This is a genomic window from Myroides sp. DF42-4-2, from assembly GCF_030326445.1.
Classification (GTDB): Bacteria; Bacteroidota; Bacteroidia; order Flavobacteriales; family Flavobacteriaceae; genus Flavobacterium.
This window is the reverse complement of record NZ_JACAKI010000018.1, coordinates 1-16,152: the sequence shown is the minus strand read 5'-3', so window position 1 is coordinate 16,152 and position 16,152 is coordinate 1. Positions and strand designations below refer to the sequence as shown.

Genomic DNA, 16,152 nt, shown 5'->3' with positions numbered 1-16,152 from the left:
TTCGCATCAATTTATACAAAGATAAAGGAAAAAAAAGGAAAGGGTTTAGGGATAATCGAGATAAAGTTTAGATGTAAACGACAAAACCCAATCTAGACTAGATTGGGCTTGTTTATTTTAAAACTAAAATGTATTATTTCACTATCTCTACTTTTTTAGTAATATAGCTATAGTCTATTTCATAATCCAATTCTTTTGGCTGGTTATCGCTTATATAATAGACCGTAGCTTTGAGTGGATTATTGTTTTCATCATATTTATATTCTAGTTGATACGTATCAAAATAAGGCGTTTTAAACCCTTTGATATTATTTGGAAATGTATAAGTCAATGGAATATAGTTGATTCCTTCAAAGAGTACACTTGTTAAATCAAAAGGTAAGTCTTTGAATGGATTGTTTTGTGTGTCATATTCAATTTGCTCTGGCAATTCATTTCTATTGCTTTGAATTTTACTTATTTGTTTTTGAGCATTATAGGTGTAATCTAAATTTAGATTAAATGCTTGTATATCGGATTTTATAAATTGATTTTCAGCATTGTATGTAAAATTTTGTGTAAAATTTTGATCGTTATCCTTAAACTCGAGCTTAGTCAATATATCATTTGCATAAGTGAAAAGATAAGTGCCTGCATACATTGGATCACCTGTGATTTCTAGGGTTTGCAGTTGATTTTCTGCGTTTAGTTTAAAACTAAATTCACCATCTGTTACTTTTAGTATCTCATCATCTTTGTAGTAGGTCACTTTATAAGTTAAGGCAGATAGGGCAAGATGGTCATCATAAGAAAAATTAAAATCAATTTGGTAATCCTTTCCACTAATGACTTGGGTAGTGCCATCTTCGTAGTATTCTTCATCTGTCCAATAATAAGTGGATTTCACATGAGAAATTAGCTGTTTATCTTCAAAGCTTGGACCTTCTGGGGTTTTGCTATTATCATCGGAACTACATCCAACAAAGGCGAAAAAAAAACTCGCTACTGCAATAGTTTTGACTGCTTTATTCATAAATAAAAATATTAAAAGTACAAAGATAAATAATTTTAATTATAGTTAAAATTATTTATATATTAATTAAAAATTTATTAATATGTTATATTTTTAATTAATTCTAGATGAATTACAACTGACATTTTTATTTCCCAAATGATACGGGTTTAGGAATAATCGAGATAAAGTTTAGATGTAAACGACAAAACCCAATCTATACTAGATTGGGCTTGTTTATTTTAAAACTAAAATGTATTATTTCGCTATCTACTTTTTTTATTGCTATTACTATAGTCTAGATCGCGCGGCTTTGTATTTTTTAGTTCTTAGGAACAATATGATAGTTGTAATCAATGACCATATAGCGATTTGCCTTTGTTTTGGCCCCTTTGTAAACCGTTGCTTTTTCAGGGTAATTCCCTTTGTTATAGCTGTATTCAATGCTGTAATTAGCGAGAGAAGACCCAGTGAATCTCATCGTTGTTATATTATTTTCAAACGAATAGGTCAAAGGAATATAAGTCAAAGGATCAAATAACAATGTCGTAAAGTCATATGGAAGGTGACCAAATGGATTCTTACTTTCATCATAGGTGAAATTGGCTCTATCTTTTTGATAGAGTAGCTGTGTTAGCTGATTGTTATGGCCATAGGCATACTGAATGGTATGCGGTTCAATACTATTTGGTTGATCTGTTGCTAAGTGAACTTTACCTTGAGTAAACTGTTTTTTACTGTTGTAGGTTAACGCTATCTCACTGCCCCTTAGAATAGAAAAACGCATGAGGAGGTCCTGTTCGTAAGTGAAGGTATAGGTTGTCTTTCCTGCTTGTTGTTTTGATTCAATATCTAAGCGTTCTAGGCGATTTAACGCATCGAGTTTATGCGTGTACACATGATGAAAGTTAGCCACAAAAATACCGTTACTAAAATACTTAGAATCTCTTGTGATAGAATCCAATTGATAAGTTTTGTCATAGAAAAAATGTACTGTTCGATCAAAAACAGGACTACTTTCAGTTGTTGTACTACTTCCATTGGAGATTGTAGTCGTGTCATAGACGACATAATCAATTTTTGAAACAAAATATTGATTGTTGTCTCCTTGGGGCGGAGTAGGGGTACTGTCATCTGAGCTACAACTGCCCAAAAATAAAAATAAGCTTGCTAATCCCGCTAGTTTAAGTGAATGTGTCATCGTTGATTTTTTTATCAGCCGTAAAAGTAAACCAAAACACGAGATGATTGTAAAGATAATTTAACAAAAATAAAAACCTATGTTATTTGAAATTTTAGAATTTGACGTATTTTTTAGTAAATAAATAGGCTGTATGCTTTGAAACTGTGGGTGTATTGGAACTAGGAGGCTGTATTTTAGTATTTGCTCTTGAAGGTGCATAGGTATAATTCAGTTTGTGGGTAAGTACTGTTTTATTCTTATCCTCCCTTTTAGGCTGTACATAAATATCAAAAAGTGCATAACAAGCCTCTTTTGGCAAAAAGTCAATTTTATGTAATTTACGAGATTCGTTGCAAACCAAGGGGGGTGTTTCGGTTTTCGATGTATTTAGTCAGAATAGTTAAGGGTTTCTAATTTATTCGTGAACCTGTTGAATATATGGAAATCTAAACTGCTGTTTTTCATGGTAGAAAAGCGAAATTATTTTTTTCTACTGCCACTAGTTTTATATATTTGTCCTTATTTGATATTGTTCTAAATAAAAATAACGGTTTTTATGATAAGAATTACCTTAGTTCTTATACTGCTAGTGCTCACTTTTTTATCCATTTTCGTTGGAGTAAAAGATATTTCGATTCTCGATTTACATCGATTGTCGCAAGATGAATTACTTGTTATTGTTGTCAGTCGCATACCACGTACTATTGCTGTACTCATCGCAGGAGTGGGCATGAGTATTTCGGGATTGATTGTTCAGCAAATCTCCCTGAATAAATTTGTGTCTCCCACGACTATGGGAACGCTCGATGCTTGTAAAATGGGAATTCTCTTTAGTATGATTCTCTTCCCCAATGGAGGTATTGTAGTTAAAACGCTGCTATCTTTTACCATTGCCTTGTTGGCGAGTATTGTTTTTTTGCGTTTAGCCAGTAAAATCAAGGTGCAAAATGTAATCTTTATTCCACTCATTGGAATTGTCTTTGGAAATATACTCAGCGCTATAGCAACGTTTTTTGCCTTTCGCTACAACCTCGTACAGAACATGGACGGTTGGCTGATGGGAGATTTCTCCTCCATCTTAAAAGGGAATTACGAAATTTTATACCTGGGGGTGTTAGTGGTGATTCTGTGTTACCTCTATGCCAATAAGTTTACGATTGTTGGACTAGGGGAGGATGCTGCGACTAGTTTAGGACTAAACCCCAAGCGAATTATGTACTTAGGTTTGGTTTTTGTTTCGATTACATCAACTGTGGTGGTCTTAACAGCTGGGGTAATTCCCTTTTTAGGTTTAATAGTACCCAATATTGTCAGTTTGATTTTTGGGGATAACCTGCGCAAAACAATTAGCTATACTGCTTTGGTTGGTGCTATCTTTTTGTTGGTCTGCGATTTGATCAGCCGTTCCTTAATTGCTCCTTACGAAGTGCCAATCGGACTAACCGTGAGTATTGTTGGGGGTGTTGTGTTCTTATATCTAATCCTAAAAAAGACAAAACATGCCTAAGAATAAATTAGTTACCCTGCTACTTATCGCTTTGCTGTTCTGCATCGCCATTTATATGTTTACGTTTACAGGAACAAAGTTAGACTACGTGTTGCCAAGACGCGGCTATAAGGTGTTGGCTATGCTCTTGGTCTCCTTTGGTATAGGCTATTCCTCTGTGATTTTCCAAACCATTACAGCAAATAGGATTCTCACTCCTTCCATTATGGGATTTGATTCCTTCTATTTGCTATTGCAATCGCTTATTGTCTTTTGGTATGGCGATCGAACCTTTAAAGTTTTGGGGTCTGAATGGAATTTCGTACTGTCTGTAGGGTTGATGATGTTATTCGCCCTTGTGATGTACTTTGCCGTGTTTAAAAGAGAAAGTAAAGGACTGTATACTTTGTTGCTAGTAGGTCTATTAATTGGTACGTTGTTTAAGAGTGCCTCTTCTTTTATCATGTTACTCATTGATCCCAATGAATTTAGTATCATTCAAAACGCCATGTTTGCCTCTTTTGAACGTATTAATTTAAATATTTTGGGCTTAGCTGCTGTGATCCTCATCGCAACTATGCTCTTTGGTATTCGTTATTTCAAGCAGCTAGATGTTATTAGTCTCGGAAGAGATCACGCCATTAGCTTAGGAGTAAACTACCACAAAGTAGTGCGTGCCAACCTGATTTTTATTTCAATTATGGTCGCTGTTTCCACCGCATTGGTAGGGCCTATTACCTTTTTAGGCTTGTTAGTAGCCAATTTAACCTACGAATTGGTGAAGAAAAACAACCATGCCTTAGTTGTGTTGACCTGTTGTTTGTTGACATCAGTAACAGTGATCGGAGCGCAATATTTGGTAGAACATTTGTTTAATCTGACAACAACAGTAAGTATTATCATCAACTCCGTAGGAGGGGTGTATTTTATTTATTTGCTGTTAAAAAGTAATAAAGTATGATTCAAGTTAATCAAGTATCAAAATCATATGGAGAGAAACTGATTTTAAATCAGGTGTGTGTGAGTTTTCCCAAGGGTAAGATCTCTTGCTTTATTGGGGGAAATGGTACGGGTAAAAGTACATTGCTATCGATTATCAGCCGTTTAGTATCTCGAGATAAGGGAGAAATAAACCTGCTGAACAAAGAAGTATTAAGCTATACCAATGAAGATTTTGCCAAGCGATTGGCGATCTTAAAACAAAGTAATAGTCCTAATATTCGTTTGACTATTAAGGAATTAGTCTCTTTTGGGCGTTTTCCCCACTCTAAGGGTAGACTCAAAAAAGAAGATCATCACAAAATTGAGGAAAGCATTGCCTTCATGGGCTTGAAAGACATTGAAGATCAGTTTATTGATGAGTTGAGTGGCGGCCAACGTCAACGCGCCTTTCTCGCTATGGTTCTAGCGCAGGATACGGAGTACATTTTGTTGGATGAACCCTTGAATAATTTGGACATGAAACACTCTGTCGAAATTATGAAAACCCTACGCGAATTAGCGGATAAATTCCAAAAAACAATTGTCATTGTCGTGCACGATATCAACTATGCGGCAGCCTATGCCGATTATATCGCCGCAGTGAAAAATCATCAAATCCTCTATTTCGGGCCAACAAACGAAGTTATAACAGAGGAGAAAATGAAAGATGTTTTCGATATCGATATGAAAATTATCGATAACGGAGACCACAAGGTTTGTGTCTATTTTAAATAATTATAAAAACCATCGTTATGAGTAAATTTATGGTAAGCTGCCTTGCAGCATCTGTTTTTTTGTTTGTTTCTTGTAAAGAGACAAAAAATGAAGAAAAAAGTTCAGCGTCAGAATCTACAGCAGTAGTGACAGTAGATCACTTATCAGGAACGTCTGAAGTAAAGGTAAATCCGAAGAACCCCGTAGTTTTGAGCTATGGTATGTTGGATACATTTGACGAGTTGGGCATTCCCGTAAAAGGAGTTCCTGGGGCAAACTTACCTGCTTATTTAGCAAAATATAGTGATGCAGCCTATGAAAATGTAGGAGGAATCAAAGAACCTAATGCAGAAAAAGTAAATGCCGCTGATACGGAGTTGATTATCATTGCTGGACGTACAGCAGCTATGTATGACGAATTTACAAAAATCGCACCGACGATTAACCTAGATGTAGACGCTAAAGACTACCTGAATTCATTCAAGAAAAATCAACGTATTATTGGTCAATTATTCGGCAAAGAAGAGCAAGTAGAAGCAGAGTTGAAAGACATTGATGCGCGTATTGCTAAAATTAAGGCTATCACAGAAAAATCTGACAAAAAAGGATTGATTATCTTGACCAATGAAGGACGTATGAGTTCTTACGGAAAAGGATCGCGATTCGGAATTATTCACGACGTATTCGGATTAAAACCAGCAGACGAGAAAATCGAAGCTGCTACACACGGACAAGTGATTTCTAATGAGTTGATCAAAGAATTAAACCCTGATTACATCTTCGTTATCGATAGAGGTGCTGCAATTAAAAGAGCAACTATGAGCAAAGAGGAATTTGCCAATGCTTTAGTTCAACAAACAAATGCCTACAAAAACGATAAAATCATCTTCTTAAATCCAGAAACATGGTACTTATCAGGAGGTGGATTAAAATCAATCAAAATGATGATTGATGAGGTTGAAAACGCAGTAAAAGAATAAGTAAAAGTTATTGTTAATTTCAAATAAAGATAAAAACGAGTGGGTATGCGAAAGTAGTACTTGCTCGTTTTTTTTTATGTGTATTTTACTTCTATTTAAAGCCTAGGTTTTTTTGTGTATTTTAGCGCTGGAACAGAGTGCAACTTTAACCCGTTTATTTCGGAACCCTATCGCATGAATAACCTAACTTCCAATTCAGTTGTCAAGCGTTTATGCAAAAATATGCAAACGCTTTTAACGATCGCTTATTTAGTAGCAGTTGCTATAGGTATGCTGTTTAATTACAAGAAATTTATCCTCTTTGATATCAATATCTTTGATTTTGCAGGTTTGTTCGATTTCTTAATCGCGCCTTTTGGCGATTTTACAATTGCATTATTTACCTTAGGAACCTTGTTCATCACTCTTTTAGTTTATCAAATTGATTTATTTTGGCAAAAAAAATACCCTACTTCTTATTCGAAGTTCGTGTTCAATGTCAATCAGCATAAATGGTATGCTGGACAAAAATACACGTTGGGAGTGCTTCTCTTTGTTTTGTACCTATTTTTAGCGGCGGATATCTATGCTAAATACTACAAAAAAAACATCCTACTTGCACCAAACATTGGAATTACCTATGCGGATAACGCTCAAATTCGCGGAATTTTAATCGGTAAAACAACTGAATATATCTTCTTGTTACAAGATAAAGAAGTGAAGGCGATTCCCATGAATGCCTTAATCAAAGAAATCAAGCTCAAATAAGCGACTACACACCCACAGTGATATTCGTCACTAGCTATTTTTAGTGATTTATATAAAAATTATTTTTTTTGACTCTTCATCGTTTTATTTTTGGATAAAATAAAGTATGGCACATCGCATTTACCTCTACAACCTAGACAGTCAGACTCAACACATGTTTGAGGGCTATCTCGGAGAGTGGAATTATGTTATTCCAGATCTACTCCTTCCTTTGCTATCTGCCAATCCACGGGCAAAGGGCGAAGCCCTCTATTTTGACAAAGAGGAGGGACTCCTTCGACTGAGTAATTTCTACGATCTATTGACGGAAACCTATCAACTGGAAGAGGTCGCCGATTTTACAACAGCGGTCACACAAATGTTTGAATTTCTCTACGAATTGCCCTATGATACGTTTTATTTGGATGCTAGTGATGTGTACACGATGAATGAAGAGTCGCCCAAAGAGCAAGCCAAAGAGTGGATGGCAGAGATCCATGAAAAATGGCTGTTGTACCAGCAAGCGATCGAACAAGGCGATATCCACTTGCTCGACGAGTTCATTCAATCTTCTGGTTACACCTCTTTTTTGGAAGCACTCCAACAGGATTGGGTGAAGTATGGCTTGGGGTATTGGGAAGAAGACATCCGCAGACCAACCCGTACAATTCGCTTTGAAGAAGCTGAAAAGTGGGGACTTAAAGCAACTGATGGTACTGTATTGCTTCCCGCTATATACGATGCTATATACGATTTTAGCGAAGTCAACTTAGCCGTGGTGGAGCAAGGAGGGAAGTTTTCTTATATCAATGAACAAGGTGAATTACTCTTTCCGTTGATTTATGACGATGCCTTTGATGCGTATAGCATCCACCAAACCACAGTGGGAATTGCCTGTATCGCCGATAAAATGGGCTTAATCAATCTCGATACCCTGCAGTGGGGAATACCGCCAGCATACGATGAAATAGAACAAGTGTATAGCGGTTTTTACAATGTCCTCCAACAAGGACAGTACCAATTGATGGACTATACGGGAAAATACATCATTAGCGAACCAAGTGCCTTTCCTTTTGTGTTGGATTATCCGCATAAATTCTATACTGCACAACAACATACCGCAAAGCGAAAATACTATACACTTGATGGACAATGGATAGGCGAATACCCAGAAGAGGCCTTAGAAGAATTGCCAAGGGGATATTTTTGGGTTAAACCCAATAAGTACCAAAAGAAAATAAGTATCCTTGATCCGAAGGGGAAGGTCATCGTAGAAGAGGTGGATCAGCTTTTGAATTTTACCAACTACAACACGTTTGCCTATAAAGTTAATAAGCAATGGATGCTATGGGATTGCCAAGAGCATCAGCAACGCTTGCACGACCTTTCAATCAGTAAGATTCACGCAAAATACCTGTGCAATTATAACCCAGATACCTATGTTGTTCACAGCGAACAAAGCTGTGGTTTATACCATGCCGCACAGGATTTATGGTTGATAGAACGATCCAATGCCTTTGTCAAAATCGAACACCTGAATCATCCTTTTGTTCAAGTAATCGAAAAACAAGGCATGCGCTATTACAACTATGAAACGGGGTTTTTAAGTGAATGCTACACCCATATTTCAGCACCTATTGATCGCTATACCCAACAAATATGTCTATTTGCACAAGACCAGCTGTACTATGTGGATGACAATTGGAATTGCATAGCCGTGTCCGATGAACAAATGGGGCAATTATATGAGCAGCGCTATAACCTAAGGGGAAAAGATTTGAGTTTTTTTATTGCCTTTTATCAAGCTTGGACCCAGCGTATGGGCGATGACTATGAAGCGTATTTCGATGTAGACACCCTATATAAAAGAGGATGCGATGCACGAGATCAGGCAGATTGGTCGGAGGCGATGAAGTATTTTACCCTGGGTGCAAAACGTGGCGATGCGCGTATGCAGTATGAGTTGGGATTACTCTTAACAGAGGATCAGCAGCTGTGGACGGATGTGGATCAAGGGGTATATTACTTGGAACAGGCAGCACAACAAGACTATGCAAATGCGTGGAATACCATCGGTTACTTGTATCAAAATGGCCTGGGGTACACCTATGACCGCGAGGCGATGTTAGCGGCTTATGAAAAAGCCGTGGCCTTAGGTTGTATTTGGGCAAATATGAATCTCGGTGATCTGTACTTCTACGGACAAGATGTAGCGCAAGATTTTGACAAGGCCGTATCCTACTATAGTGCAGCAGAACACTACTATGGTGCTTATGCTCAAAACTTGGTGGAAATTCACTACCAAAGAAGAGAATTTGAACAAGTGTTACGGTATTTGAAGCGCAATAGAACAGAACCTTATATTCACATTTATTACGGTATTTTATACGATTATGGCTATGGCGTAAAATTAAGCGAAGAGAAAGCCATTCAGCACTATGAGCAAGCATTGGAACACTCCAGCTATTTTTATGCCGTAGAGCGCCTCTTATACTATTATAACGAGCATCCTCAGTATAAAGATCCTATAAAGTATACGCGCATACTTGCTTATGCCAAAGAAAATGAAATAATTTAATACCAAATAAAAAGAGGATAAGGGAGAAAAATGTTCTCCCTTATCCTTTTTTACAAGTAAGAGATTGGAGTGTTATTCTTCATGTAACACTTGAGGAACTGGCTCTTTCAGTTGTTGAAGTAGATTGACTACATCCAAAACGCTGTGTACATCTGTGGGCGTTAAAAAAAAGTCATCACCTTGAGAAGAACAATGCTGTACGTAGTAGTAAAAAAGTTCATTTATGCTTTTGGCATAAGAAGCAAAATCGGCGTTTACTTCATAAAGAGCGGCGAGAAGTGCTAAATTGTGTTGGTCTACTTCACTGCAAGGGCTATTAGTTGACTCATAGGGATATGGAAGATTGGAAGTTGTAAGGAATTGGTGTGAGTTTTTGGGGTTCATAATACTTGAATTTAGAATTAAAAAAGCCCGCCAGGTTTAGGTGTCCTACGCTTCAAGTAGCGTTGTGGTTGTTTCCAATACCACCACCTACCACACGGGCCATATTTTTTTGGATAAAACTTGAAGTTAGGAATAGTAAATGTAAAGTGTTTTATATGTGTATCCTATTGTGTAGAAGCTGCTTATTTGTATTGTTGATGCATTTTCAGACTAATGGTTGAATAGTTAATGTCTTTTATAGCAGAGCATGAAGCGTCAACCGATCCCTCGGCAATCCGTGTCTTAGATTGCCTTAGATGTTAAAATCGTGGAGTAAATCTATTTGTTTCAATCTATAGCACAGTGTCAACAACATACAAAGCAATGGTATTACTTGGAACAAGCAGCACAACAAGACTATGCAAATGCTTGGAATACCATCGGTTACTTGTATCAAAATGGCCTGGGGTACACCTATGACCGCGAATTCCATAAAGAATACGCGCATACTTGCCTATGCCAAAGAAAACGAAATAACCTAATACCAAATAAAAAGAGGATGCTTGGGGCATCCTCTTTTCATATGATAAACTTTAGAACTGGCGAACCGTTTGTCTAATAGCTACTAATTTTGTCATTAAATTTTCAAAGTGATCTAAGTGCAACATATTCGCCCCATCACTTTTTGCTTCAGCTGGATTGAAGTGTGTCTCTAAGAAAATTCCATCAACACCAACGGCAATACCTGCTTTGGCTACCGTTTCGATTAAGTCAGGACGCCCTCCTGTAACCCCACTTGATTGGTTGGGTTGTTGTAGGGAATGCGTAATGTCTAAAACCGTTGAGGCAAACTGCTTCATCGTTGGAATACCGCGGTAGTCAACAATCATATCTTGGTAACCAAACATAGTGCCTCGATCGGTAACCATAACATTTTCATTTTGACAGTCCAATACTTTTTGTACCGCGTGTTTCATACTTTCAGGGCTCATGAATTGGCCTTTCTTCAAGTTAACCACCTTACCTGTTTGGGCTGCTGCCACCACTAAATCCGTCTGGCGAACTAAAAATGCGGGGATTTGTAAAATGTCTACATACTCCGCTGCTAGAGCAGCATCTGACGATTCGTGAATGTCTGTTACCGTTGGCACACCAAATTCTTTTCCTACTTTGGCGAGTATTTTTAGCGCTTTTTCATCGCCAATCCCCGTAAAACTGTCAATTCTCGAACGATTTGCTTTTTTGAAAGACCCTTTGAATACATAGGGAATCTGCAATTTATCCGTTACTTTGATGATGTGTTCCGCAATGCGCATCGCCATTTCTTCACTCTCAATGGCACATGGTCCCGCTAATAAAAAGAAATTATCAGCCGCCGTATTTTTTATTTGTGGTATGTTTCGGATATCCATAGTTGTGTTTGTATTAGAATTATTTTCGTTTTGTTTTGCCCTTTTGCTTTTTCACTTTAACCATCTCTGGCTTGTGTGCTGCGGCTTTTACTTGGTCGTAATTCTTTGTTTTTAAAAAGTAAGAAATAATAGTAGTAAAGATAATACCAAATGAGAGATTATTCATCACTCCATTTCTTAAAAATAAGTCAAAAGAAGCATTTTGATAGGCTTCCTCTGGTGCCATATTCGCCTCGTTGATCAGCGCTTGTGCCAGTGTCTCCATAAAATGTGGACTCACTTGATTGAAGGTAATGAACTGAACGATAGGGAAGAAAAGCGTAATCATCACGCACATAACCAATCCCGTAAGAAAGGCTTGTTGCCATTGGATGACATTGTTGTAATACTCTTTCTTTTTTTGGCGAATGCCCAACCAGTAAAAAATGAAGAGTAAAAAACTAAATAGCATTTCAAGAAGCACTTCATAACGCACCTTTTCTGTGTGAAATCCCATTGACTTTCCTATAAACATCCAAATCAATGCTGCTAAGGTTGCCACAGCTGCCCATTTGAATTCAATAGAGAATTTTTTCATTGTATTAGCTTAAAGTGTAAGCTTCAAAAGTAAAGTTTTTATTTTATAGCTTAAAATATATTTTTTTCTAATTTTTTTTCTTAGATTTAATAATAACTATGAAAAAATAAAATAAAATAATCACTATTTTGTTAATTAAAATAGTAAAAAAAATAATTAGTTATGAAAACGCTTATTTTAATTAGACATGCTAAGTCGTGTTGGGATACGATTACAGAAGATAAAAATAGACCCATCTCTAAAGATAGAGGGGTTCAAGATGCTCTTTTGGTTTCCCATGCGATCAGCTCCCTTTTGCCTGATCGTTTTATCGTTTGGACTAGTACTGCAAAACGCGCCCAACAAACCGCTGCAATTTTTTGTCAAAACCTAGATATCAACCCCGCTTATGTCATTGAAAAAGAAGATATTTATACTTTCGATGTCAAGAAATTGGCGCGAACGATAAAAAAATGTGAAAATATACACAATGCACTGATTATTTTTGGTCATAATGATGCTATCACAGATTTTGTTAATAAATTTGGTATGGTTTCGATTGATAATGTACCGACCTCAGGCGTAGTTGTCATGGACTTCCCCCAAGAGGATTGGAAAGCGATTAAGAACGGAACTGTAATTAGTAAAGTTTTTCCAAGAGATTTAAAATAAATAATGAATACAACTACTGTAACACCTAAATATTTTTACGTTGATCGTGAGAAAAGCTGGTTAGCTTTTAATGAAAGAGTTCTACAAGAAGCAGGAGACGTAACTGTTCCCTTACTCGAACGCCTTCGTTTTATTGGTATTTTTTCCAATAATTTAGATGAGTTTTTCAGAGTGCGCTATGCTACTATTCGCCGTATGGTGTTAACTGGTCAAAGCAACCGCCGCTTGGGAAGTGGAGTAGTAGTGAAAGACTTGCTGACGCAAATCACCAACCGCGTGATTGTGTTGCAAAGCGAAAGTTTGCGCATTCTAGCTGAAATAGAAAAACAACTGGAAGCGGAAAAAATATTTATCCTCAACGAAAAAACAATCAATGACAAGCAAAAAGCCTTTGTCAAAGATTATTTTTTACATACACTTTCCCACGATTTAGTGACGGTTATCCTCAGTGATTTGGCACCTTTCCCACTGTTGCGCGACACACATGGGTATTTGGCCGTTAAACTAGAGGTGGACGAGGAATTGCGCAGCAAAAGAAGTAAAGCAAATAAACGGGAAAAGGGAACGCGATACGCCATTATCGAAATTCCCAATATTGTCAATCGATTTGTCGAACTACCTTCAGATGATGATAAAAAATACATCATCATGATCGACGATATTATACGCGATAACTTAGCGTCAATTTTTAGTATTTTCGATTATAAAGCCGAGAAAGCCTTTATGATTAAGATTACCCGTGATGCTGAATTAGGGGTAGATACCGATTTGCACAAATCTTTTGTTGAAAAAATATCTAGTGGCGTAAGAGACCGTAAAGAAGGGGAGATTGTTCGCTTTGTCTACGACCAAGAGATGGATCAAGATTTATTGGACTATCTATTGGAAAATGTGGAGATTGAGATGAACGACAGCATCATCCCAGGGGGGCGTTACCACAATCGACGCGATTATATGAGTTTTCCTACTTTGGGGCGATTGGATTTGACTTATCCCAAGCAAGTTCCTGCAGCAGTGGTAGGCTTAGATATGGAAGACAGTATTATTCAACAGCTTCAAAAACGAGATTACCTCATCTATACACCCTACCAATCATTCTCTTACCTGGTGCGTTTATTGCGCGAAGCTGCTTTAGACCCACAAGTGTTGTCGATTAAGATTACCCTATATCGCTTAGCGAAAAACTCCCAAATTATTAGCTCGCTGATCAATGCAGTTAAAAATGGGAAAAAGGTAATCGCGCAAATTGAGCTGCAAGCGCGTTTTGACGAGGCGAGTAATATTTACTATTCCGAATTAATGCAATCCGAAGGCGTTCAGCTTATTTTTGGAGTAAAAGGACTTAAAGTACACAGTAAAATATGCGTGATTGAACGCCTGGAAAACAAAAAGATTAAACGCTACGGATTCGTTTCCACTGGAAACTTTAACGAAAGCTCAGCGAAAATATACACCGATGTAACCTTGTTGACCTCCCACAATCAAATCCTAAAAGATGTGTCAAAAGTATTTGAGTTTCTACAGGTGAATTACCGCGTACACAAATACAAACACCTTTTGGTATCGCCCCACTACACCCGATCGGGATTCAATAAATTAATAGATCGCGAGATTCGAAATGCCAAAAATGGGCTACCTGCATCAATCCGATTGAAAATGAATAGCCTATCCGATTTGAGGATGGTAGATCGCTTATACGAAGCCAGTAATGTTGGGGTAAAAATACAGCTGATTATTCGCGGTATTTGCTGTTTAGTTCCCGGTATTCCTGGAATGAGTGAAAATATTGAGGCAATTAGCGTCGTGGATCGCTTTTTAGAGCATTCGCGTATTTATATTTTTGGCAACAACAACAATCCCGAAGTGTATATTTCATCTGCAGATTTTATGACGCGTAATTTAGATGAACGCGTGGAAGTAACTTGTCCTATTTACGATGAAAACATTAAAAAAGAATTGATCGAAACCTTTGAGATAGGGTGGAAGGGCAATGTGAAAACGCGTATACAATCTGGCGATCTAACTAATAAGTACCGTGAGCGAAAAGGGGAAGCGGACTTCCAATCACAACGAGAGATGTATCGTTATTACATGAACAAACTTAAAGGATAATATGTTAAAGATAAAGAAATATGCGGCCATAGATATTGGGTCCAACGCCATGCGTTTGTTGATTATGAATATAGTGGAAGCGAAGGGTAAAGATCCTGTTTTTAATAAGAGTTCATTGATTCGCGTTCCCATCCGCTTGGGGCAAGATGTCTTTACAGAAGGCGAGATCAGTTTGGCCTCCAAACAGAGGATGATTGAAGCGATGCAAGCCTTTTATTTGTTAATGCGCGTGAACAAAGTCGAACGTTTTATGGCGTGTGCTACCAGTGCAATGCGCGAAGCAGACAATGGACAAGAAGTGGCTGAAGCCGTTTTTGCAGCATCTAAAATTAAAATTAATATCATAGACGGAGAAAAAGAAGCGATGATCATCGCCTCAACGGATCTAAAAAACTACATCAACCAAACGAAAAATGTGATGTTTGTCGACGTAGGAGGGGGGAGTTCGGAGTTTACCATCTTTAAAGAAGGAGAACCCACGGCGTCCAAATCCTTCCGCAATGGAACCGTTCGACTGTTAAACGATATGGTGTCAAAAAGTGTGTGGAACGACATCCAATCCTGGGTAAAACAAGAAACCAAAGACTTGAACGACTTGATTGTTATCGGATCTGGAGGGAACATCAATAAAGCCTTTAAAATGTCGGGTAAGAGCCAAGACAAGCCCTTGAGCTATATGTACCTAAATCAGCAGTTAACGCGACTTTCCGAAATGACCTATGACGAGCGCATTGCACTACTGGGATTGAATCCAGATCGCGCAGATGTGATTATCCCCGCCCTGCGCATCTATGCCTTCGCCATGAAGTCCAGTGGAGCGAAACAAATCTACGTGCCAAAAATAGGAGTGTCTGACGGAATCGTTAAGGCAATTTACTTTGGTAAAATTCCTTTAGACTATCAAACGATAGGGTATGATTAACCGTGTTATGAATGGAGATAAAAAACAAAGCGCGACTTACTTTGAGTAGGTCGCGCTTTGTTATTCGCACGGTTTGTTTTTTGTGCGGTTTGTTAAATCTCTTCATTTGTAAGATAATTGTGCTTTACAACGAACAACGAACAACGAGCAACGAGCAACGAGCGACGAGCAAAGAAATTTGTGCGGTTTATCTCACCTCGTTTATATTTGTTTTGGTGTTCGATGAATATATCTCACCTATTTTATATTTTTTTTTGGTGTTCGATGAATCTACACTTCGTTACGATTTTCACTTCGTTACGATTTTCGCTACGCTACGATTTGTTTTTTGCGCGGTTCGCGCGGTTTGTTTTTTGCGCGGTTTGTTTTTTGTGCGGTTCGCACGGTTTATCTCACCTAGTTTATATTTTGTTTTGGTGTTCGATGAATCTACGCTACGCTACGATTTGTTAAATCTCTTCATTTGTAAGATAATT

The 16,152-nt window shown here is 37.6% G+C and carries 14 protein-coding genes; 9 read left to right on the top strand and 5 right to left on the bottom strand.

Annotated elements, in window-relative coordinates; genetic code table 11:
• Positions 1-133: 133 nt before the first annotated feature.
• Positions 134-1,012, bottom strand: a complete 879-nt coding sequence (locus HX062_RS12615; RefSeq protein ID WP_286467664.1) for a hypothetical protein — start codon at positions 1,010-1,012, stop codon at positions 134-136.
• Positions 1,013-1,313: 301 nt separating this feature from the next.
• A complete protein-coding gene (locus HX062_RS12610; protein ID WP_286467663.1) occupies positions 1,314-2,192 on the bottom strand; it encodes a hypothetical protein in 879 nt (292 codons plus the stop codon).
• Positions 2,193-2,730: 538 nt separating this feature from the next.
• Here HX062_RS12610 and HX062_RS12605 point away from each other — a divergent pair.
• The 6 genes from HX062_RS12605 to HX062_RS12580 all read left to right on the top strand — a co-directional run bounded on the left by HX062_RS12605 (position 2,731) and on the right by HX062_RS12580 (position 9,639).
• Entirely contained in the window at positions 2,731-3,681 is a 951-nt protein-coding gene (locus HX062_RS12605) for an ABC transporter permease (RefSeq protein WP_286467662.1), read from the top strand.
• Entirely contained in the window at positions 3,674-4,621 is a 948-nt protein-coding gene (locus tag HX062_RS12600) for an iron chelate uptake ABC transporter family permease subunit (protein ID WP_286467660.1), read from the top strand. The genes HX062_RS12605 and HX062_RS12600 overlap by 8 nt, the downstream gene beginning before the upstream one ends.
• Positions 4,618-5,376: an iron ABC transporter ATP-binding protein gene (locus HX062_RS12595; RefSeq protein WP_286467659.1), complete on the top strand. Its 759-nt coding sequence runs from the start codon at positions 4,618-4,620 to the stop codon at positions 5,374-5,376. Before HX062_RS12600 ends, HX062_RS12595 begins: the two co-directional genes overlap by 4 nt.
• 17 nt (positions 5,377-5,393) lie before the next feature.
• Entirely contained in the window at positions 5,394-6,335 is a 942-nt protein-coding gene (locus HX062_RS12590; protein WP_286467658.1) for a siderophore ABC transporter substrate-binding protein, read from the top strand.
• A gap of 222 nt (positions 6,336-6,557) precedes the next feature.
• Positions 6,558-7,082 (top strand): hypothetical protein, encoded by a 525-nt coding sequence (locus HX062_RS12585; RefSeq protein WP_255492384.1) that lies wholly within the window; start codon positions 6,558-6,560, stop codon positions 7,080-7,082.
• Positions 7,083-7,188: 106 nt separating this feature from the next.
• Positions 7,189-9,639, top strand: a complete 2,451-nt coding sequence (locus tag HX062_RS12580) for an SEL1-like repeat protein (protein WP_286467656.1) — start codon at positions 7,189-7,191, stop codon at positions 9,637-9,639.
• Positions 9,640-9,711: 72 nt separating this feature from the next.
• On the opposite strand, the gene HX062_RS12575 is transcribed toward HX062_RS12580, so the two are convergent.
• From HX062_RS12575 to HX062_RS12565, 3 genes are all read right to left on the bottom strand, one after another.
• Entirely contained in the window at positions 9,712-10,023 is a 312-nt protein-coding gene (locus tag HX062_RS12575) for a hypothetical protein (protein ID WP_182626612.1), read from the bottom strand.
• 572 nt (positions 10,024-10,595) lie between these two features.
• Entirely contained in the window at positions 10,596-11,414 is an 819-nt protein-coding gene (kdsA, locus tag HX062_RS12570) for a 3-deoxy-8-phosphooctulonate synthase (RefSeq protein WP_182626610.1), read from the bottom strand.
• Positions 11,415-11,433: 19 nt separating this feature from the next.
• Positions 11,434-11,991 (bottom strand): DUF4199 domain-containing protein, encoded by a 558-nt coding sequence (locus tag HX062_RS12565; protein ID WP_182626609.1) that lies wholly within the window; start codon positions 11,989-11,991, stop codon positions 11,434-11,436.
• Positions 11,992-12,153: 162 nt separating this feature from the next.
• On the opposite strand from HX062_RS12565, the gene HX062_RS12560 reads away from it, so the two are divergent.
• Genes HX062_RS12560 through HX062_RS12550 form a run of 3 tightly spaced genes read left to right on the top strand, consistent with a single transcriptional unit; the run spans position 12,154 to position 15,676 of the window.
• Complete coding sequence (locus tag HX062_RS12560; protein ID WP_286467654.1) at positions 12,154-12,642, top strand: SixA phosphatase family protein; 489 nt, start codon at positions 12,154-12,156, stop codon at positions 12,640-12,642.
• A 3-nt stretch (positions 12,643-12,645) separates the two neighbouring features.
• The gene (ppk1, locus tag HX062_RS12555) at positions 12,646-14,754 is read left to right on the top strand and encodes a polyphosphate kinase 1 (protein WP_182626607.1); all 2,109 of its coding nucleotides are present in this window, start codon (positions 12,646-12,648) and stop codon (positions 14,752-14,754) included.
• Position 14,755: 1 nt separating this feature from the next.
• Positions 14,756-15,676 (top strand): Ppx/GppA phosphatase family protein, encoded by a 921-nt coding sequence (locus HX062_RS12550; RefSeq protein WP_286467653.1) that lies wholly within the window; start codon positions 14,756-14,758, stop codon positions 15,674-15,676.
• Positions 15,677-16,152: the final 476 nt, after the last annotated feature.

Coding starts and splice junctions, on each gene's coding strand:
- HX062_RS12610 (WP_286467663.1), bottom strand. CDS start 2,192: ATGACACATTCACTTAAACTAGCGGGATTAGCAAGCTTATTTTTATTT.
- ppk1 (WP_182626607.1), top strand. CDS start 12,646: ATGAATACAACTACTGTAACACCTAAATATTTTTACGTTGATCGTGAG.
- HX062_RS12605 (WP_286467662.1), top strand. CDS start 2,731: ATGATAAGAATTACCTTAGTTCTTATACTGCTAGTGCTCACTTTTTTA.
- kdsA (WP_182626610.1), bottom strand. CDS start 11,414: ATGGATATCCGAAACATACCACAAATAAAAAATACGGCGGCTGATAAT.
- HX062_RS12580 (WP_286467656.1), top strand. CDS start 7,189: ATGGCACATCGCATTTACCTCTACAACCTAGACAGTCAGACTCAACAC.
- HX062_RS12560 (WP_286467654.1), top strand. CDS start 12,154: ATGAAAACGCTTATTTTAATTAGACATGCTAAGTCGTGTTGGGATACG.
- HX062_RS12565 (WP_182626609.1), bottom strand. CDS start 11,991: ATGAAAAAATTCTCTATTGAATTCAAATGGGCAGCTGTGGCAACCTTA.
- HX062_RS12575 (WP_182626612.1), bottom strand. CDS start 10,023: ATGAACCCCAAAAACTCACACCAATTCCTTACAACTTCCAATCTTCCA.
- HX062_RS12550 (WP_286467653.1), top strand. CDS start 14,756: ATGTTAAAGATAAAGAAATATGCGGCCATAGATATTGGGTCCAACGCC.
- HX062_RS12590 (WP_286467658.1), top strand. CDS start 5,394: ATGAGTAAATTTATGGTAAGCTGCCTTGCAGCATCTGTTTTTTTGTTT.
- HX062_RS12585 (WP_255492384.1), top strand. CDS start 6,558: ATGCAAACGCTTTTAACGATCGCTTATTTAGTAGCAGTTGCTATAGGT.
- HX062_RS12600 (WP_286467660.1), top strand. CDS start 3,674: ATGCCTAAGAATAAATTAGTTACCCTGCTACTTATCGCTTTGCTGTTC.
- HX062_RS12595 (WP_286467659.1), top strand. CDS start 4,618: ATGATTCAAGTTAATCAAGTATCAAAATCATATGGAGAGAAACTGATT.
- HX062_RS12615 (WP_286467664.1), bottom strand. CDS start 1,012: ATGAATAAAGCAGTCAAAACTATTGCAGTAGCGAGTTTTTTTTTCGCC.